This window comes from Falsiroseomonas algicola (assembly GCF_011040385.1).
In the GTDB taxonomy this organism is placed as follows: Bacteria; Pseudomonadota; Alphaproteobacteria; order Acetobacterales; family Acetobacteraceae; genus Falsiroseomonas; species Falsiroseomonas algicola.
Map to the genome: position 1 here is coordinate 18,452 of NZ_JAAIKB010000008.1, position 17,715 is coordinate 36,166.

21 protein-coding genes are annotated in these 17,715 nt (G+C 71.3%); 13 read left to right on the forward strand and 8 right to left on the reverse strand.

Going from position 1 to position 17,715, the window contains the following annotated elements; genetic code table 11:
• The first annotated feature begins 1 nt into the window (after position 1).
• Genes G3576_RS18915 through G3576_RS18925 form a run of 3 tightly spaced genes read left to right on the forward strand, consistent with a single transcriptional unit; the run spans position 2 to position 3,134 of the window.
• The gene (locus tag G3576_RS18915; RefSeq protein ID WP_164696004.1) at positions 2 to 469 is read left to right on the forward strand and encodes a molybdenum cofactor biosynthesis protein MoaE; all 468 of its coding nucleotides are present in this window, start codon (positions 2 to 4) and stop codon (positions 467 to 469) included.
• Complete coding sequence (locus G3576_RS18920; protein ID WP_164696005.1) at positions 466 to 1,809, forward strand: hypothetical protein; 1,344 nt, start codon at positions 466 to 468, stop codon at positions 1,807 to 1,809. Before G3576_RS18915 ends, G3576_RS18920 begins: the two co-directional genes overlap by 4 nt.
• Entirely contained in the window at positions 1,806 to 3,134 is a 1,329-nt protein-coding gene (locus tag G3576_RS18925; protein WP_207622911.1) for a hypothetical protein, read from the forward strand. The genes G3576_RS18920 and G3576_RS18925 overlap by 4 nt, the downstream gene beginning before the upstream one ends.
• Here G3576_RS18925 and G3576_RS18930 read toward each other — a convergent pair.
• From G3576_RS18930 to G3576_RS18940, 3 genes are all read right to left on the reverse strand, one after another.
• On the reverse strand, positions 3,128 to 3,481 hold the full coding sequence (locus G3576_RS18930; protein WP_164696006.1) for a nuclear transport factor 2 family protein: 354 nt from the start codon (positions 3,479 to 3,481) through the stop codon (positions 3,128 to 3,130). The two genes, G3576_RS18925 and G3576_RS18930, sit on opposite strands and share 7 nt — an antisense overlap.
• Before the next feature lie 65 nt (positions 3,482 to 3,546).
• Positions 3,547 to 4,050, reverse strand: coding sequence for a GNAT family N-acetyltransferase (locus tag G3576_RS18935; protein ID WP_164696007.1), 504 nt, complete (start codon positions 4,048 to 4,050; stop codon positions 3,547 to 3,549).
• Positions 4,047 to 4,571, reverse strand: coding sequence for a GNAT family N-acetyltransferase (locus G3576_RS18940; protein ID WP_164696008.1), 525 nt, complete (start codon positions 4,569 to 4,571; stop codon positions 4,047 to 4,049). Before G3576_RS18940 ends, G3576_RS18935 begins: the two co-directional genes overlap by 4 nt.
• Before the next feature lie 340 nt (positions 4,572 to 4,911).
• On the opposite strand from G3576_RS18940, the gene G3576_RS18945 reads away from it, so the two are divergent.
• The 4 genes from G3576_RS18945 to G3576_RS18960 are packed head-to-tail and all read left to right on the forward strand — an operon-like array spanning position 4,912 to position 8,588.
• Positions 4,912 to 5,463, forward strand: coding sequence for a MarR family winged helix-turn-helix transcriptional regulator (locus tag G3576_RS18945; RefSeq protein ID WP_164696009.1), 552 nt, complete (start codon positions 4,912 to 4,914; stop codon positions 5,461 to 5,463).
• Positions 5,460 to 6,170, forward strand: coding sequence for a response regulator (locus G3576_RS18950; RefSeq protein WP_164696010.1), 711 nt, complete (start codon positions 5,460 to 5,462; stop codon positions 6,168 to 6,170). Before G3576_RS18945 ends, G3576_RS18950 begins: the two co-directional genes overlap by 4 nt.
• Positions 6,171 to 6,194: 24 nt before the next feature.
• Positions 6,195 to 7,583 carry a sensor histidine kinase gene (locus G3576_RS18955; RefSeq protein WP_328729357.1) on the forward strand — a complete coding sequence of 463 codons (1,389 nt, stop codon included), beginning with the start codon at positions 6,195 to 6,197 and terminating at the stop codon, positions 7,581 to 7,583.
• A gap of 48 nt (positions 7,584 to 7,631) precedes the next feature.
• Positions 7,632 to 8,588, forward strand: coding sequence for an FG-GAP repeat domain-containing protein (locus tag G3576_RS18960; protein WP_164696011.1), 957 nt, complete (start codon positions 7,632 to 7,634; stop codon positions 8,586 to 8,588).
• 111 nt (positions 8,589 to 8,699) lie between these two features.
• Here the strand turns inward: G3576_RS18960 and G3576_RS18965 are convergent, their stop codons facing one another.
• The 5 genes from G3576_RS18965 to G3576_RS18985 form a co-directional block, all read right to left on the reverse strand.
• Entirely contained in the window at positions 8,700 to 9,134 is a 435-nt protein-coding gene (locus tag G3576_RS18965) for a phasin family protein (RefSeq protein WP_235952216.1), read from the reverse strand.
• Between the two features lie 101 nt (positions 9,135 to 9,235).
• A complete protein-coding gene (locus G3576_RS18970) occupies positions 9,236 to 9,862 on the reverse strand; it encodes a TetR family transcriptional regulator (protein ID WP_164696012.1) in 627 nt (208 codons plus the stop codon).
• Positions 9,863 to 9,905: 43 nt separating this feature from the next.
• Positions 9,906 to 10,706 (reverse strand): pyrroline-5-carboxylate reductase, encoded by an 801-nt coding sequence (gene proC, locus G3576_RS18975; protein ID WP_164696013.1) that lies wholly within the window; start codon positions 10,704 to 10,706, stop codon positions 9,906 to 9,908.
• A 60-nt stretch (positions 10,707 to 10,766) separates the two neighbouring features.
• A complete protein-coding gene (locus G3576_RS18980) occupies positions 10,767 to 11,273 on the reverse strand; it encodes a type III secretion system chaperone family protein (RefSeq protein ID WP_164696014.1) in 507 nt (168 codons plus the stop codon).
• 190 nt (positions 11,274 to 11,463) lie between these two features.
• The gene (locus G3576_RS18985; protein WP_164696015.1) at positions 11,464 to 11,853 is read right to left on the reverse strand and encodes an accessory factor UbiK family protein; all 390 of its coding nucleotides are present in this window, start codon (positions 11,851 to 11,853) and stop codon (positions 11,464 to 11,466) included.
• 178 nt (positions 11,854 to 12,031) lie between these two features.
• On the opposite strand from G3576_RS18985, the gene rfaD reads away from it, so the two are divergent.
• The 6 genes from rfaD to G3576_RS19015 all read left to right on the forward strand — a co-directional run bounded on the left by rfaD (position 12,032) and on the right by G3576_RS19015 (position 17,694).
• Positions 12,032 to 13,024 carry an ADP-glyceromanno-heptose 6-epimerase gene (rfaD, locus tag G3576_RS18990; RefSeq protein ID WP_164696016.1) on the forward strand — a complete coding sequence of 331 codons (993 nt, stop codon included), beginning with the start codon at positions 12,032 to 12,034 and terminating at the stop codon, positions 13,022 to 13,024.
• Between the two features lie 7 nt (positions 13,025 to 13,031).
• A complete protein-coding gene (lgt, locus tag G3576_RS18995; RefSeq protein ID WP_164696017.1) occupies positions 13,032 to 13,832 on the forward strand; it encodes a prolipoprotein diacylglyceryl transferase in 801 nt (266 codons plus the stop codon).
• Positions 13,832 to 14,833: a class I SAM-dependent methyltransferase gene (locus G3576_RS19000; protein ID WP_164696018.1), complete on the forward strand. Its 1,002-nt coding sequence runs from the start codon at positions 13,832 to 13,834 to the stop codon at positions 14,831 to 14,833. The genes lgt and G3576_RS19000 overlap by 1 nt, the downstream gene beginning before the upstream one ends.
• Positions 14,830 to 15,594, forward strand: a complete 765-nt coding sequence (gene pgeF, locus G3576_RS19005) for a peptidoglycan editing factor PgeF (protein ID WP_164696019.1) — start codon at positions 14,830 to 14,832, stop codon at positions 15,592 to 15,594. Before G3576_RS19000 ends, pgeF begins: the two co-directional genes overlap by 4 nt.
• Positions 15,595 to 15,653: 59 nt before the next feature.
• Positions 15,654 to 16,634 carry a hypothetical protein gene (locus tag G3576_RS19010; RefSeq protein WP_164696020.1) on the forward strand — a complete coding sequence of 327 codons (981 nt, stop codon included), beginning with the start codon at positions 15,654 to 15,656 and terminating at the stop codon, positions 16,632 to 16,634.
• 127 nt (positions 16,635 to 16,761) lie between these two features.
• Positions 16,762 to 17,694: a ribose-phosphate pyrophosphokinase gene (locus tag G3576_RS19015; RefSeq protein ID WP_092961128.1), complete on the forward strand. Its 933-nt coding sequence runs from the start codon at positions 16,762 to 16,764 to the stop codon at positions 17,692 to 17,694.
• Positions 17,695 to 17,715 lie beyond the last annotated feature (21 nt).

The following is a 17,715-nucleotide window of genomic DNA, read 5'->3' on the forward strand; positions in this document are numbered from 1 at the left end:
CATGGACGCCGTGACCCCGCTGGTCAGGGTGCAGGAGGCGGGCTTCGACCTGGCGGCGGAAACCGCGCGCCTGTCCGAGGGCCGCGTCGATGTCGGCGGCATCGCCAGCTTCGTGGGCGTCTGCCGGGGCGATGACGGCCTTTCTGCCCTGGTACTGGAACACTACCCCGGCATGACGGAGCGGGCTCTCACGAAGATCGCCGCCGAGGCCTGCGCCCGCTGGCCGCTGACGGGCTGCACCGTGATCCACCGCGTCGGCCGAATCCTGCCAGGCGAGGGCATCGTGCTGGTGCTCACGGCCTCCGCCCACCGCGCCGCGGCGCTCGAATCCTGCGCCTTCCTGATCGACTGGCTGAAGACCGGCGCCCCCTTCTGGAAGCGGGAGGAATTCACCGGCGGCGGGTCCCGCTGGGTGGAGGCCAAGGCCAGCGACGACGCGGCCAGCGCCCGCTGGCAGCTGGGGCGTTGACCGGCCGCCTGGCTGGCCTCGCCTGGCTGATGCTGGGTGCCCTGCTGCTGGTCTGGCCCGCCTTCCTCAATGGTTATCCGCTGGTCTTCAGCGACACCGGCGCCTTCCTGCACCAGACCGCGCCGCCGCCTTCCGGCCCGCTGGTGATCTGGGACAAGCCGCATGTCTACGGGCCGCTGCTCCACCTCTTCCATTGGCGCATCTCGCTCTGGGGCCCGGTGCTGGCGCAGGGGCTGCTGCTGTCCCACCTGCTCTGGCTGGCGCAGCGTGCGCTGCGCGGGGCGGCATCCGGCGGCGTGCACCTGCTGGCCTGCGCGGGCGCGGCGGCGTTGACCACGGCGCCCTTCACCATCGCGCTGCTGATGCCGGATGTCTTCGCCCCCGCCGTGCTGCTGGCCCTGCTGCTGCTCGGTTTCGCGCGGGACCGGCTTTCGGGGGCGGAGGCGATCTGGCTCGGCCTGGTCGCGGCGCTGGGCATCGCCGCCCACCTGTCGCATCTGCCACTGGCCGCCGCGATCGTGGTGCTGGTGGCGCTGGTCGCGCGGCGGGTCGTGCCGGTCCTGCGCGTGGCGGCGCCCATCGCCGTGGCGGTTCTGGTGCTCATGGCCAGCAATGCCGTGCTGCATGGCAAGGCGGCGCTGTCGCCGCATGGTGCCACCTTCGCGCTGGCGCGCTTGCAGGCCGATGGCCCGGCCGCCGCCGTCATCCGGGACCGCTGCCCGGAGTCCGGCTGGTATCTCTGCGCCTTCGCCGACCGCCTGCCGATGGACAGCGACGCCTTCCTCTGGGAGGTCGACAGCCCCGTGAACCGCGCGCCGGACGGCACGCCCCGCTTCCTCGGCGGGGCACTGCTTTCCGCGGAGGCCGGCGCGATCGTGGGGGAGACGCTGCGGACCCGCCCCCTCGAGGTCGCGGTCGCCATGATCGGCAACACGTTCCGCCAGTTCACGCTCGCCCTGGCCGGCGACACGCTGGTGGACAGCCACCTCGCGGCTGCGGTCCGGCCGCGCATCGCGGAGGCCTTCCCGGCCCGCGAACTCGCCGCCTATGACGGCGCGCTGCAATCGCGTGGCCTGCTGCCAGCGGCCGCTGCCCCCTTCCTGCTGCCGCATGCCCCCGTGCTGCTGCTGGGGGCGGCGCTGGCGCTGCTGGCCTGGTGGCGGGCGGCGCGGGCGGGCGAGTTGCGCCGCCTCGGCCTGGTGCTCGGCGTCCTCGTCGGCGTCTCCGCCAATGCCTTCGCGACCGGCGCGCTGTCCAAGCCGCATCTGCGCTACGAGGCGCGGATCCTCTGGCTCATGCCGGTCATCGCGGGGCTGGCGCTGCTGCCGAGGCGCGCGTGATCGCGCTGATCGCCGTGCTGCTGGGCGGCGCGGCACTGGTCTGGCCGGCGGCGCTGAACCACTACCCGCTCGTCTTCATCGACACCGTCTCCTACCTTCTGCACACCACGGCACCTGAGGTGCCCTGGGACAAGACCCAGGCCTATGGCCCCTTCCTGCACCTGTTCCACTGGGAGCGGTCTCTCTGGGGCCCCATGGTCGCGCAGGGGCTGATCGCCTCCCACCTGGTCTGGCTGGCGCAGCGGGCGGTGCGCGGGCGGGCGGGGATGGGCTGGCACCTGCTGGTCTGCGCGGGGATTGCGGGGCTGACCTCGGCACCTTGGTTCCTGGCGACGCTGATGCCGGATGCCTTCACGGCGCTGGTGCCGCTGGCGCTGTTCCTGCTGGGCTTCGGCGGGCTTTCGGTTCGCGAATCGCTGTGGGTGGGTGGCATCGCCACGCTTGGGATCGCTGCCCACCTGTCACACCTGCCGACCGTAGCGGCGGTGCTGGTGGTGATGGCGATCCTGGCTTGGCGGATCGGGCCGGTGATCCGGGCCACCGTGCCGGCGGTGCTGGCGGTGCTGCTGCTGTGCCTGGCGAACCTGGTCGCCTTCGACCGCTTCACGCCTTCACCCCATGGCGCGGCCTTCCTGCTGGCGCGCCTGCAGGCGGATGGGCCGGCGGCCGCCGTGATCCGCGATCGCTGCCCGGAGGCAGGGTGGCATCTCTGCGCCTTCGCGGACCGGCTGCCGATCGACAGCGATGAGTTCCTCTGGGACCCCGGCAGCCCGTTGAACACCGAGCCCGACGGCACGCCGAGGCCCATGGGCGCCATGCAGGGCGCCCGGGAAGCCCAGGCCATCATCGCCGAGACCCTCGCCACCCACCCGGGAGAGGTCGCTCTGGCCGCGATGCGGAATGCGGTCGCGCAGCTTCTGAAGACGGCGGTGGGCGACACGCTGGTGGATGACCACCTCGTGCTCTCCGCCCGCCGCGCCATCGCCGGCTATTTCCCGCCGGAGGAACTGGCCGCCTTCGATGCCGGCGCGCAGATGCGCAGCACGCTGCCGGCCCTGGCCGAGCCCTTCCTGCTGCCGCATCTGCCCGTGCTGGCTGCCGCGTTCCTGCTGGCGCCGTGGCTGATCTGGCGCCGCGGCCTGCGCCGGGGCGGCGCGGGGTCGGCGCTGCTGGCCGTCGCATTGGTGGCGCTGCTGGCCAATGCAGTGGCGACTGGCGCGCTCTCCAAGCCGCACCACCGCTACCAGGCGCGCATCGCCTGGCTGTTGCCGTTGGCCGTGGGGCTGGCGCTGCTGCCCCGCCGGCCTGCCGGCCAGGCTCAGTAGAAGAAGCGCTCCTCCACCACCTTGCCATCGGCCACGGTGTAGAGGCCGATTTCCGTCGCCTTGATGCGCTGGCCGCTGTCCCGCGCCGTGATGTCCATGGTGAAGCGCAGCGCGAACTGGTCGCCATGGATGAAGGGGCCCTCCGTCGTGACCTCATGCACCTCATGGTTCGCGTACCACCAGTCGGACTTGGCCTTCACCGCGGCGCGGCCGCTCAGCATGGCCATGGGGCCCTCCATGGCTTCACGGCTCACCACCGTCTCCGCCCAGAATCGCTCCCCGGCTTCCTCATGCCGGCCCTCCCGGCAGAGCTGTGCGAAGGCCTCGGCAACGTCGCGGATGGACATGAATGTTCCCTTAATGTTCCGGGCCGGACGATAGCCGGGCCTGCCGTCTGCCGGCAAGCACGCTTTCAGCCCGCCGCGGCCAACGCCTCCAGATCGTCGACATGGAGGCGGAGCAGTCGCACGGGATGCCCCGCGACCTCGCCTGTCTCCTCTGCGACAGGTCGGGCGCCGAGGCGCTCGTAGAAGCGCATCGCGCCCGCATTCCCCTCGATCACGCGCAGCGCCGCCCGCCTTGCACCGGCGGCGATGGCCTCCCGCATCGCGGCCGCCAGCAGATGCCGGCCGAGGCCGCCCCCGCGGCCGCCCGGCGCGACATGCAGGCTGTCGAGATAGGCTTCCTCGCCCCGAAGCCAGATGGCCGCCACGCCGAGCGGCTCCCCGTCCTTCTCCGCCAGCAGGACGATCCCCGGCGGTGCGGCGAGCAATGCCTGCCATTCCGGCAGGATTCTCTCCGCCATCCTGTCCAGCACCGCCGCCGGCAGCAGGGCGGCGTAGGCATCCTGCCAGGACGCCGCCAGCAGCGCGGCGACCGCGGGCGCGTCCTCCGGACCAGCGGGCCGGATCCTCACCGCGCGCAGGCGGCGATCAGCGCGCTGATGCTGGGCCAGTACATCCGGCGTTCGGTCACCGTCTGGCCGTAGGTCTCCCGCGCCACCGGCGCCTCCACCTCGGCACCGAGCGACAGGTAGAATCGCGCCGCCCCCTGGTTGGCCGCGAAGACCCAGAGGTCGGCGGATACCGCCCCCTGGTCCTGCAGCCGCTGCGCGGCGAAGCCCAGCAGGGCACGGCCGATGCCGGCATTCCGCATGCCGGGGCGCACATGCAGGTTGTCCACGTGGCAGTTCACGCCTTCCCGCCAGGCTGCCGTGAAGCCGGCGAGGTGGCGGCCCGCCATGGCCACGACCACCGCGCCCGGACGGCGGCGGCCGGTGAGCGCCGCCTGCCAGTGGGTGTTGAATTCAGTCTCGATGCTCGTCGCCAGGAAATCGGGGGAAAGAACGCCCCGGTAGGCGTCACGCCATGACGCGATGTGAAGTTCCGCGATCGCTACCGCATCACTCGTTCGCGCGCTCCGCAACCTCAGCGCCATTCCGGCCAGTTCCCTTGCAACGCCGGCGCCTTGCTTGCCGGTAACGCAAATATCACGACAATCGCGGGATGATCACGCAATTGTTAATAATGTCGCTGAGATTGGTCCGGATGTGAAGGGCCCTATGCATCGCGACGGTGGCTGATGGTGGCGGCATGCCGCCCCGACCGTGCCATTATGGGCAGGTCGTGCAATGGGCAAGATTGACAGCTCCTCCATCGCTACTCCCCGCGCGTCCCTTGCCCTATATCGCGTGGGGAATGCCGCGCGACGGAATCGCTGTCCCGCCATGCCGGGATCCGCGACCGGATAGCGGGGCTGAGGGGAACGCTGACCACCCATGCCGCTGGATCCTGAGATCGCCGCACGCGGATCACCCGAAGGACATCCGGGGAGCGGGCCGCCCGCCGGGCGCAACCTGCTGTTCCTGCGGGAGGAGGAGTTGCGCCTGGCGCAGGATCTCCTCTTCTTCGGCTACCGGGATTTCACCGCGGGCGCCGATGCGATCCTGGCGGGGCTCGACATGGGCCGCGCCCATCACCGCGTGCTGCACTTCGTGGGCCGCCGCCCCGGCATCACGGTGGGCGACCTGCTCGGCATCCTCGGCATCACCAAGCAGTCGCTCGGCCGCGTGCTGACGCCGCTGGTGGAGGATGGCTTCGTCACCCAGAGCCCCGGCCGCAGCGACCGGCGCCAGCGCCTGCTTTCCCTGACCGAGAAAGGCGCGGCGCTGGAACGCCAGCTTTTCGAACGGCAGCGGGACACGGTCATGCGCGCCTACCGGGAGGCCGGCCCCCAGGCGGTGGAGGGTTTCCGGCGCGTCATGCGGGGATTGATGGGCGCCGATGCCCGGGCTGCGCTCGAGAGGCTGGAGTCCGATCCTTCACGATGAGCGCCGCGACGGATGCCCCTCATCTCCTCGTCGTCGATGACGATGCGCGGCTGCGCGCGTTGCTGCAGCGCTTCCTGACCGAACAGGGCTTCCGCGTGACCGCCGCGGCCGATGCCGCCGCGGCCCGCCGGGCGCTCGCCGCCGTCAGCTTCGACCTGATGGTGCTGGACGTGATGATGCCCGGCGAAAGCGGGCTCGAACTCACGGAAAGCCTGCGCCGCGACGGCCCCGAAGTGCCGATCCTGATGCTGACCGCCCGCGGCGCGCCGGATGACCGCGTGGCGGGCTTCGAGACCGGCGTCGACGACTACCTGGCGAAGCCCTTCGACCCGCGCGAGCTGGCGCTGCGCATCCGCACCATCCTCCGCCGCGCCGCGCCCCCGCCGCCGCCGCCCGAATCGAGCACGGGCCCCATCCAGATCGGCAGCCGCTGGTTCGATGTGCAGCGCGCCGAGCTCCGGGGGCCGGAAGGCGTGGTCCGCCTGACCGGCGGCGAACAGGCCCTGCTGCTCGCCCTCGCGCAGCGTCCGAACGAGGTGCTGAGCCGGGAGGAGATCGCCACCGCGCTCGGCACCCCCGAAGCCGGCGAGCGGGCGATCGACGTGCAGGTAACGCGACTGCGTCGCAAGATCGAACCGGACCCGCGGGAGCCGCGCTTCGTGCAGACGGTGCGCCACCGCGGCTACGTGCTGCGGCCCGGCCTGTGAGCCCCCGCCTGTGAGCCCCGGCCGGTGAGCGAGGGTGCGATCGGCAGCGGGACCGTGAAGGCCAGGCCGGCCGCGCCGCTCGGCCGCCTGTTCCGCGCGCTGGTGCCGCGTGGGCTGCTCGGCCGGTCGCTGCTGATCATCCTGCTGCCGCTGCTGATCCTGCAGGGCGTCGCCTTGCAGCTCTTCTATGGCGGGCACCTCGACGTCATCTCCCGCCGCCTGGCCAGCGGCGTCGCCGGCGAGATCGGCATGGTGATCGAGCAGATGCAGCGCCATCCGGAGCCGGAGGAGCGCGCCTGGCTGTTCCGGGAAAGCGCCTGGCGGCTCGACCTGAACATGGCCTTCGAGGCCGGCGCCAGTCTCGGCCGCACGCCGGACCGCGGCGCCTCCCTCCCCCTGCTGCCGCTGGAGGAGGACCTGGCCCATGCGATGGCGGAGCGCGTGCGGCGGCCCTTCGACGCCGACTGGCAGTCGGACCGCCGCAGCGTGATCATCCGCATCCAGCTGCCCGACGGCGTCCTGCATGTGGAGGCACCGCGCAAGCGGCTCTTCACCGGCACGCTCTACCTCTTCTTCATCTGGCTGGTCGGCTCCTCCCTGCTGCTGTTCGGCGTGGCGGCGCTGTTCATGAAGAACCAGGTGCGCGCCATCCGTCGGCTAGCCGGCGCGGCGGAGGCTTTCGGGCTCGGCCGCGACATCGGGCCCATGAAGCCGGAGGGCGCGGCGGAGGTCCGCCAGGCCGCGGCCGCCTTCAACCGCATGCAGGAACGCATCCGCCGCTTCGTCGCCCAGCGCACGGACATGCTGGCCGGCATCAGCCACGACCTGCGGACGCCGCTGACCCGCATGCGCCTCGGCCTCGCCGTGCTGCCGCGGACGGAGGAGGAGGAGGAGGACATCGCCGCGCTGACGGAGGATCTGGAGGAGATGGAGCGCATGGTCGCCTCCTACCTCGCCTTCGCGCGTGGCGAGGGGCAGGAGCAGGCCAAGCCCACCGACCTCGCCGGCATCGTCCGGGACGTCGCGCAGAAGGCGCGGCGGGACGGGGCGGAGGTGGCGGTGGAGGCGCCGTCGGAACTCATCGTGCCGCTCCGCCAGGATGCGCTGCGCCGCTGCCTCGCCAACCTGCTGGACAATGCGCGCAAGCATGCGCGCCGCATCGCCGTCAGCGTCGCCGCCCTGCCGCGGGCGGAGGCCGGGCTCTGGGCGCAGGTCACGGTGGATGACGATGGGCCGGGCATCCCGGAGGCGCAGCGGGAGGAAGCCTTCCGGCCGTTTGCCACGCTGTCGGCGGGCGGCACGGGGCTCGGCTTGGCCATCGCACGGGACATCGCGCGGGCGCATGGCGGCGACATCGTGCTGGAGGACAGCCCCCTAGGCGGGTTGCGCGCGCGCGTCAGGCTGCCGGTCTGACACCTCACGCCGGCGTGAAAACTTGCGTTGGCATCGGCCGATTGACGTATGAGCATCATTTCAGCACTCATAAATCTATCGCAACAATCTACCCAACAGTGGACTCGATCGCCCATGTCGCTCGCCAGCCGGACCGGCCTGCCTGTCATCGAAGATGTCGTGTGGTGGGGACCGGGCGGTACCGTCATCCAGTGGTTCATGAATGGCGCTTCCGTGCTCGGCACGGGCAATCCGGTGACGGGGCTTATCCAGACGGGTAATTTCTTCACGCCACTGATGACCGGCGATTTCAACGGCGACGGGCAGGATGACATCGTCGGCCGGCGGGTGGACGGATCAGTCGAGATCCGCGGCCTGACCGGCGGGGCCTTCGGCGGCGGTGGGACGCTTGGCGCCGTGTCGCTGGACTGGACGATCAGTCTGACCGCGGACTTCAACGGCAATGGCCAGGATGACCTGCTCTGGCGCAACGCCGATGGCGGTGTGGTGATATGGACGATCGAAGCCGGGCGCGTGGCCGGCGGCGGCTTCGTGGGCAATCCCGGCACCGCTTGGCAGATCGCGGGCGCCGGCGACTTCAACGGGGATGGGCGCGCCGACATCATCTGGCGCAACATCGACAGTTCGGTCGCCATCTGGACGATGGACGGCAGCGCCGTGACGGGCGGCGGCCTGGTCACCAATCCAGGTCCCGACTGGCAGATCCGCGGCACTGGCGACTTCAACGGTGATGGCCGCGATGACATCCTGTGGCGCGGCGCGGATGGCAGCCTGGTCTTCTGGTACATGAACGGCACCAGCGTCGCCGGCGGTGGCTTCGTCGGCAATCCCGGCAATGCATGGACCGTTGATCACACCGATGACTACAACGGCGATGGCCGTGACGACCTGATGTGGCGCGGCAGCGATGGCAGCGTCGTGCTCTGGCTGATGAACGGAACCTCCGTCATCGGCGGCGGCTCCCTCGGCAATCCCGGCACGAGTTGGAGCATTCTCGACATCTGATCGAGCCACCGCCTCACTCGATGCAGTGGCTTGGTCGGCCGGGGGGGGATGCTGCGATCTCCCGCCCCGGCCGCCAGGGCCCGCCGGCCCCGGATCATCGTCAGGCGAGAGTTACTTCCCCGCGCCCTTGGCGACGAGCGACTTCACCTCATCCATCGCCTCGGCGAAGCGCTTGTTCAGCAGGCCAAGCGCCTCGGCATTGCTGTTCTGGATGAGGTCCGCGACCTCCTTCATGTTCGCCACGGCCTTCTCATAGGCGGCCTTCAGCATCTCGGCCTGCTTGGCGGCGCGGGCCTGCGGGCTTTCATTGCCCGCCATGGCGCGCATGGCATCCGTCATCTCGGCCATGGAGGACTGCATGATCTCCATGTGGCGGCGGGCGACGGCCTGCGCGCCTTCCAGCGCCACGCGGTTGGCGGCGGAGAGCGCCTCCAGGTTACGGCGCTGGGCCTGGGCCAGGCCCTCCAGGTCCGGCATGGCGGGCAGGCGGAACTCCGCCAGCATCTTCATCATCTCGTCGGGCTTCATGCCAAAGCGATCGGACATGGGACGCGCTCCTCACGGTTGGTTCGATGGGCGGTTCTATAGTCCACACGCCGTGCGTGTAACAGCGTTTTTTGTGCAGTGCACAAAAATGGCAGGGTTGGTCAGGTGAAGCTGTCCGGTGAGGCGCCGTCGGCCGATGGCGGGGCCAGGTCGCCGGCCTCCAGATTCAGGCTGCGCGCGGTCTGCTCCGCGCGGTCCAGTGCCTTGTCCAGCGCCGCCATGGTGGCGGCCATGTCCGTGGTCTCGTCCTTGGACCAGGCGCGGATGGTGGCGAACCAGACGCCGGTGAGGCCGGCGGCGCGGAGGTTGCCCTGCACCCCGGTCGAATCGAGTTCCGCCGCATCCAGGAAGCGCTTCATGGTCCCGTGCAGGACCGGCCCCATGGCGACGGCCAGCACCGGGTCCGTCCACATGTCGTTGGCCAGGCGCAGCATGCCGGCGCGATGCGGGACCAGCGCATCGATGCCCCGCATCACCACGTCGAACAGCCGGTCCCGTGGCGTGCCGCCCTGCCCCGGCACCGTGCCGGTCGCCACGGTGTCGGCGACGGTATCGGCGTGCAGCCGCAGCAGGTCGAGGCGGGAGGGAAAGCGTCGCGCCAACTCCCCGGCGCGAAGGCCGGAGGCGGTGGCCAGGCGGCCAAGGGTGACGCCCCGCCAGCCGTGATCCGCGATCACGGCGAAGAGGCCATCGAGAAGGCGGGAGTCAGGAGTGCCGGGCGTGTCCATGCCCCTGATGGTGGGGGCGCCGGGCGCGCTCGCCAATGGGAATCTAGCCCGCGAGTTCGCGTGACCGCGCCGTGGCGGCCGCGATGGCGCGGGAGATGTGGCCGGGCCAGGCCGCCTCCTCCATCAGCACCGCCAGCGCGCGCTCCGTCGTGCCCTTGGGGCTGGTGACGTTCTTGCGGAGCTGCGCCGCATCCTCCGTACTGGCCGCCAGCAGCGCGCCCGATCCCGCGACGGTGCTGCGGGCCATGCGGCGGGCGAGGTCGGCCGGGATGCCCTGCTCGATCGCCGCGCGCTCCAGCAGCTCCGCCAGCAGGAAGACATAGGCCGGGCCGCCGCCCGACACCGCCGTGACGGGGTCGAGCAGCCCTTCCTCCTCCACCCAGGCGATCTCCCCGGTCGCGGCCAGCAGCGTATCGGCGAGCGCCCGCTGCGTGGCGGAGACGGCAGGCGCCGCAAAGGCCACGGTGAAGCCCTGCCGCACGGCGGCCGGCGTGTTCGGCATGGCGCGGACCACCGCCGCCCCCTGCCCCAGCAGCCCCTGCATGAAGGCGACCGTCTTGCCGGCCATGATGGAGACGAAGACGGCCGAGCCCGCGAAGCGCGCCTGCAGCGGCAGGGTCGCGGCCGCTTCCTGCGGCTTGGTGGCCAGGATCACGGCGGCGGGGGCGAAGCCTGCCGGGATCTCCGCCACGTCCCGCAGCAGGGTCGCGCCCGGGAAGGGGCCGGTGGCGAAGGGATCGACGATGATCGTCTCGCCGAGCCCCTTCTCTCGCCAGCCCGCGAGCATGGCGCCGCCCATCTTGCCGCAGCCGATGAGGAGGAGGGGGGGAAGGGTCTCGGTCATGGGGGATTTGTCCCCCGCCGCGCCCTGCCCCGCAAGAGTCAGGCCCGCAAGAGTCCGGCCCTACGCCTCTCCCACGCAGTCCAGCATCGCCGCCTGCAGCGCATCCGCCGGCGCCTTGCCGCCCCAGAGGACGAACTGGAAGGCCGGGAAGAAGCGCTCGCATTCCGTGATGGCGATGTCGACCATGTCCTCCAGGCTCTCGGCGGAGGCACCGGGCGCACCGCGGAGCAGCACGGAATGGCGGAAGACCGGCACGCCATCGTCGCTGTCGATGCCGAAATGGCCGATCCACAGCTTCTCATTGGCCAGGGCCAGCAATTCGAACAGCCTCTCCCGCTTTCCCGCCGGCACCTTCATGTCGAAGGTGCAGGAGAAATGCATGGCGCTGATCTCATGCGACCAGGAGAAATAGAGGCCATAGTCGCACCATTTGCCGGGCGCCTCGGCGGCCATCTCGCTGTCGGAGCGGCGGTCGAAGGCCCATTCATTGGCCGCGACGATCTGCTCCAGCACATCGAGGGGATTGGCGGCCCGGTCGCGTTCCTCGTAACCGAGATAGGCGGACATCGCGGCACCTCCTTCGTCCGATCGGCAGCGCCGACCCCCAAGGTATAGGGGGTCAGGCACCCCGAATCGCCACTAGGGGTAGACTACGCAACCGCAAAACGCGGCTGCAAGCGTCGGTTCCGCGAAGCCGGCCAAAGAGTTGTGGACGAATCCGGGCATGGCATCGAAGCCATGGCCCGGAACCCGGCGCTCACTCGCCGTTCGCCGCGCCGGTCGGGTCGTTTGCCGGCGGATGGGGGTGGGCGGTGCGCGTCTCGATCTCCGCCAGGCGGGCTTCGAGCCCCGACATCGCCTCGATCCGTGCTTCCAGCGCGACCACCTTGGCCTCCAGCGCCTCCGCCTGTTCCCGTGCCCGACGAGCCACTTCCAACGCCGCGTCCAGGTCTTCCCGCTTCACCAGGTCCAGGCGCTGGACCATGGCGTCGAGCTGCGCGCGGCCCATCGCCTCGGCTTCCTGCCGCGCGCCGGCCAGCACGCTGAAGGCACCACCCGCCATGCCGGCCAGATCGTCGAACAGCCCCCGCTTGCCGCCACCAGATCCGCCCGCGGCACCACCACCCGACCCCGTTCCGCTGTTCATCACGACACTCCCAACCGGTGAAACCGCTTCTGTCCCGCGCGCGTCATCGCGGCCTATACGCAGCCCGAAGCCGCAGCCTATACCCGCCCCCGACCGCGGCCCCAACCGCGACCCGGCGCCCGGCCCATGCCGTGCCCGGACCCATCGATCAAGCCGCGAGGCGAGAGGACAACCGCCGATGTATCTGGTCACGGGCGGCGCCGGTTTCATCGGCTCCAACCTCGTCGCCGCGCTCTGTGACCGGGGCGAGGAGGTGATGGTCGTGGACCGCCTCCGCCATGGCGATCCGGGGCGGGAGAAGTGGCGCAACATCGCCAAGCACCCGATCGCCGGCATCCTGCCGCCGGAGGAGCTGGAGGATTTCTGGTCCGAGGACCCGGATGTGGAGGCGGTGCTCCACATGGGCGCCATCAGCGCCACTACCGCGACCGATGGCGACCTGGTGGCGGCCACCAACTTCACCCTGCCGCTCTGGCTCTGGGCCGTCTGCGCGGAACGCGGCGTGCCGCTGATCTACGCCTCCTCCGCCGCCACCTATGGCGACGGCGCGCAGGGCTTCGCGGATGACGAGGCGCAGGCCGCGCTGGCCGGGCTCCGGCCGCTCAACCTCTATGGCTGGTCGAAGCTGGCCTTCGATCGCCGGGTCGCGGATATGCTGGAACGCGGCGTGCCCGCGCCGCCGCAATGGGCGGGGCTGCGCTTCTTCAACGTCTACGGCCCCAACGAATACCACAAGGGCCGCATGGCAAGCGTCGTCTTCCACAAGTTCCATGAGGCCCGCGGCGGCGCCCCTGCGCGCCTGTTCCGGTCCGACCGCGACGGCGTCGCGGATGGGGAGCAGATGCGCGACTTCGTGCATGTGGATGACTGCGTCGCCGCCATGCTCTGGCTGATCGACAACCCGCAGGTCAGCGGGTTGTTCAATGTCGGCTCCGGCCAGGCGCGCAGCTTCCTCGACCTGGTGCGCGCCATGTTCGCAGGCATGGGGGAGCAGGAGCGGATCGAGTTCATCGACATGCCCGCCGACCTCCGCGGCAAGTACCAGTATTTCACCGAGGCTCCGATGGAGAAGCTGCGCGCGGCAGGCTTCGACCGGCCGGCGACCTCGCTCGAGGACGGCGTCGGCCGCTATGTCCGCGACTTCCTCATGCAATCCGACCCGCACCGCTGAGGGCTTGATGCTGTTCGCCCTTCCCTTCCCGATGATCGACCCCGTGCTGGTCGAGATCGGTCCCTTCGCCCTCCGCTGGTATGCGCTCGCCTATATCGCCGGCATCGTGCTGGGCTGGCTGCTGGCGCGGCGCATGGTGGCGCTGGCGCCGCGCGTCGCGACGCAGGAACAGGTGGATGATTTCGTCACCTGGGCGACGCTCGGCGTCATCCTGGGCGGGCGGCTCGGCTATGTCCTGTTCTACCGCCCCGGCTACTACCTGACCGCGCCGCATGAGGCGCTCTATGTCTGGCAGGGCGGCATGTCCTTCCACGGCGGCATGCTCGGCGTCATCGTCGCCGCGCTGTGGTTCTGCCGCCGCCAGGGCCTGAACCCGCTGGCCTTCGGGGACCGCATCGCGCCGGTGGTGCCGATCGGCCTGTTCTTCGGGCGGCTGGCCAACTTCATCAATGGCGAGCTCTGGGGCCGCGTCTCCGACGTGCCCTGGGCCATGGTCTTCCCGACCGGCGGGCCGGATCCGCGGCACCCGAGCCAGCTCTACCAGGCGGGGATGGAGGGCATCGTCCTCTTCATCCTGCTGCAGATCCTGGTCCGCCAGCCCGCGCTGCGGGACCGGCCGGGCTTCCTCACCGGCACCTTCCTGGCGGGCTATGGCGTGGCGCGTTTCATCGGCGAGTTCTTCCGCCAGCCCGACGCGCATCTCGGCTTCCTCTTCGCCGGCGCCACCATGGGGCAGTTGCTGTCGCTGCCGATGATCGCGGCGGGGCTGTTCCTCATCGCCCGCTCGCGCCGCGCCGCCGCAGTTTGATGGAGCGTCTCGACCGCTTCATGGCCCGGGCGGTCGCGGCCTACTACGCTCGCCCCGCGACGCCCTTCGGCCGGGGCGGCGACTTCACCACCGCGCCCGAGATCAGCCAGGCCTTCGGGGAGGTCTTGGGCGCCTGGGCCGCCGTGGTGTGGGAGAAGATGGGTCGTCCCGATCCCGTGCTGCTGGTGGAATGCGGCCCGGGGCGCGGCACGCTGATGGCCGATGCGCTGCGCGCCGCGGCCGACGTGGCCCCCGCCTTCCGCGCCGCGCTGCGTCTGCATCTGGTGGAAACCTCTCCCGCCCTGCGGGAGGCGCAGCGCCGCGCGCTGGGCGATGCCGTCACGGCCTGGCACGACGACCTCGCCGCCCTCCCCCCCGGCCCGATGCTGCTGCTGGCCAATGAGTTCCTGGACGCGCTGCCGATCCGGCAATTCGTCCGCCGCGGGGCTGGCTGGGCGGAGCGCCATGTCGAGGCCGGCGCCTTCGTCGAGCAACCTACCTCGGACGCCCCCCGCTGGCCCGCCGAGGCGCCGGAAGGCGCGGTGCGGGAGGTTTCCGATGCTGCCGAGGGCATCGTCGTCTCCCTTGCCACGCGCCTGGCCACCCAGGGCGGCGCGGCGCTGTTCATCGACTACGGCCCGGCCTCCTCCTGCCTGGGCGAGAGCCTGCAGGCCGTCTCCGGCCAGCGCGGCGGCCTCGATCCGCTCGCCGATCCCGGCTCCGTGGACCTGACCGCCCATGTCGATTTCGCCGCGCTCGCCGCCGTGGCGCGGGAGGCCGGCGCCGCCGCGCAGGGCCCGCTGCCGCAGGGCCTGCTGCTCCAGCGCCTCGGCCTCATGACCCGCGCCGCCATGCTCGCCCAGTCCCGCCCGCGCCTGGCCGGCGACATCCTGAGTGGCGCGGAACGGCTGGTCGCGGCGGAGGGGATGGGTCGCCTGTTCAAGGCCCTGGCCCTCTGCGACCCTGCCCTCGCCCCCCTGCCTGGATTCGAGACGCCATGAACCCCGGCTACCTGACCGGCTCCCTTTCCGTGCCGCATGCCTTCTTCACCCGCCAGGGCGGCGTTTCCTCCGGCGCCTTCGCCTCGCTCAACTGCTCCCTCTCATCCCCCGACGATCCGGAGGCGGTGCGCCGCAACCGCGCCGCGGCGGCTGCGGTGCTGGGGGGCGGGCCGGGCGACCTGCTCGGCCTCTACCAGGTGCATGGCGTGGCGGTGGCGGATGGGCGCCAGCCCTGGGACGATGGCAGCCGCCCCCGGGCCGATGCGGTGGTGACGGACCGGCCGGGCCAGGTGCTTTCCGTGGTGACGGCGGATTGCGCGCCCGTCCTTTTCGCCGATGCCGAGGCCGGCGTCGTCGCCGCCGCCCATGCGGGCTGGCGCGGTGCCGTGGCGGGGGTGCTGGAAGCGACCCTCGACGCCATGGAAGCGCTCGGCGCCAACCGCGCGCGGATCGCGGCCCTGGTCGGCCCCTGCATCGGCCAGGCGAGCTACGAGGTCGGCCCCGATCTGCGGGAGGAGGTGCTGGCGCATGACGCCGCCGATGCCCGCTTCTTCGCCGACGGCGCGCGTCAGGACCGGTGGCAGTTCGACCTCGCGGGGTATTGCGTGGCCCGGCTTGCCGCCGCCGGGGCGGGGGAGTCCCGGGCGCTGATGGTGGATACGCTGGCGGCGGAGGATCGCTTCTTCAGCCATCGCCGGCGGACGCTGGCTGGCGGCGGGCCGATCGGGCACCAACTCTCCGCCATCGCGCTACCTCGGTGATGCCATGCCCTACGTCGTCATGTTCATGGTGCTGATGATGCTGACCCTGATGGTTTCCTGTGTCATCGCGTAGCGGGCGCCGCGCCCTTCTCGCGGCGCTGGCGCCGATCGCGCTGGCCGCCTGCGGCGACCTGCCGCAGCCCTTCCGCGGCCGGCCAGGCCAGGTGGCGCGGCAGCTCCGCCGGCCGCCGGGCTACCGCGTGGCGATTCCCCCCTCCGCCCAGGCCATGCTGACGGATGGCGATTCCGCCGCCTTCGCCCGTGCCATGGCCGAAGCCCTGGTGGCGCAGGAAGTCCCCGCCGTGGCCGCGGACCCGCTGCCGCTGGACTGGCAGCTGATCGTGGGGGCGGAGCGCGACGGCGCGGTGGTCACGCCCCGCTTCGCCCTGACCAACGGCGATGGCGTGGCGCTCGGCATGCTGGTCGGCCGCCCGGTGCCGGCCCGCGAATGGGCGGATGGCAATGCCCAGCTTTTCACCCGCGTGGCCACCGAAGCCGCGCCCCGCCTGGCCGACCTGCTCTCCCGCATCGAGGCCCAGGCCCGCACCGGCGACGAGCGCGCCGCCGGGTCCGGCGCGCCGGTCATGCGCCTGCTGCCGGTGCGGGGCGCGCCGGGCGATGGCAACCGCAGCCTGACCGCGAAGATGAAGGACAGCCTGGCCGCGCTGGGCTTCCAGGTGCAGGACCAGGCGGAGGGCGCCGACTTCGCCGTCTCCGGCGAGGTCACCATGACCGCCGTCGGGCGCGGCCTGCAGCGCGTGGAGATCGTCTGGACGGTGTCGCGCCGTGATGGCCAGGATCTCGGCCGCGTCGCGCAGCTCAATGAGGTGCCGGCCGGCACGCTGAACGGCCTCTGGGGCGATGTCGCCTTCGTGGTGGCGGAGGAAGCGGCGGGCGGCGTGCGCGACGTCGTCTTCAATGCCGGCGGGATCGGCGAAAGGTCCGCCCCGCCGCCGACTGCCGCCGCACCCGGCCCGCCGGCGGCGACGCCCGCGTCCACGGCCAGGCCCCGCCGACCGGCGCGCCCCGCCCCTGGCTGAAGGGCGGCCATGCGCCCCCGTCATCGGCGCGCGATGGACACCCAACCGTCACGTTGCTACCAACCCGCCCGTCGCGGCGGGCGTTCTCCGGCGCGGCACCCTCCCTTCCCCCCGGGGTTCGTGTCGCATGAAGATCATCGCCTGCAACAGCAACCGCCCCCTCGCCGAGGCGGTGGCATCGGCGCTGGGCATCCCGCTGACCCAGGCTTCCGTGCGGCGCTTCGCCGACATGGAGATCTTCTGCGAGATCCATGAGAATGTTCGTGGCGAGGATGTCTTCGTGGTGCAGTCCACGAGCTACCCCGCCAATGACAACCTGATGGAGCTGCTGATCATGCTGGACGCGCTGAAGCGCGGCAGCGCGCGGCGCATCACGGCGGTCATCCCCTATTTCGGCTATGCGCGGCAGGACCGGAAATCGGGCCCCCGCACGCCGATCTCCGCCAAGCTGGTGGCGAACCTGATCACCGCGGCCGGCGCCAACCGCGTGCTGACGATGGATCTTCACGCCGCGCAGATCCAGGGCTTCTTCGACATCCCCGTCGACAACCTCTTCGCCGCGCCGCTGTTTGCCCGCGACATCCAGGAGCGTTTCGCGGGCCGCGACCTGATGGTGGTCTCGCCGGATGTCGGCGGCGTGGTCCGCGCCCGCGCCATCGCCGCGCGCATCCACACCGACCTCGCCATCATCGACAAGCGCCGCCCCCGCGCCGGCGTCTCCGAAGTGATGAACGTGATCGGCGAGGTCGAAGGCCGGCACTGCATCCTGGTGGACGACATCGTCGATAGCGGCGGCACGCTCTGCAACGCGGCGGAGGCGCTGCTGAAGAACGGCGCCAAGTCGGCCAGCGTCTACGTCACGCATGGCGTCTTCTCCGGCGGTGCGGTGGCGCGCGTCGGCGCCGCGGCGATCGAGCACATGATCGTCACGGACAGCATCCTGGCGACCGAGGCCGTGCGCGTCAGCCGCAACATCAAGCAGCTGACCATCGCGCCCCTGCTGGCCGAGGCGATGAAGCGCATCAGCGAGGAAAGCTCGGTCTCCACGCTGTTCAACTGAGGAGGACCGCCATGCGGCCGT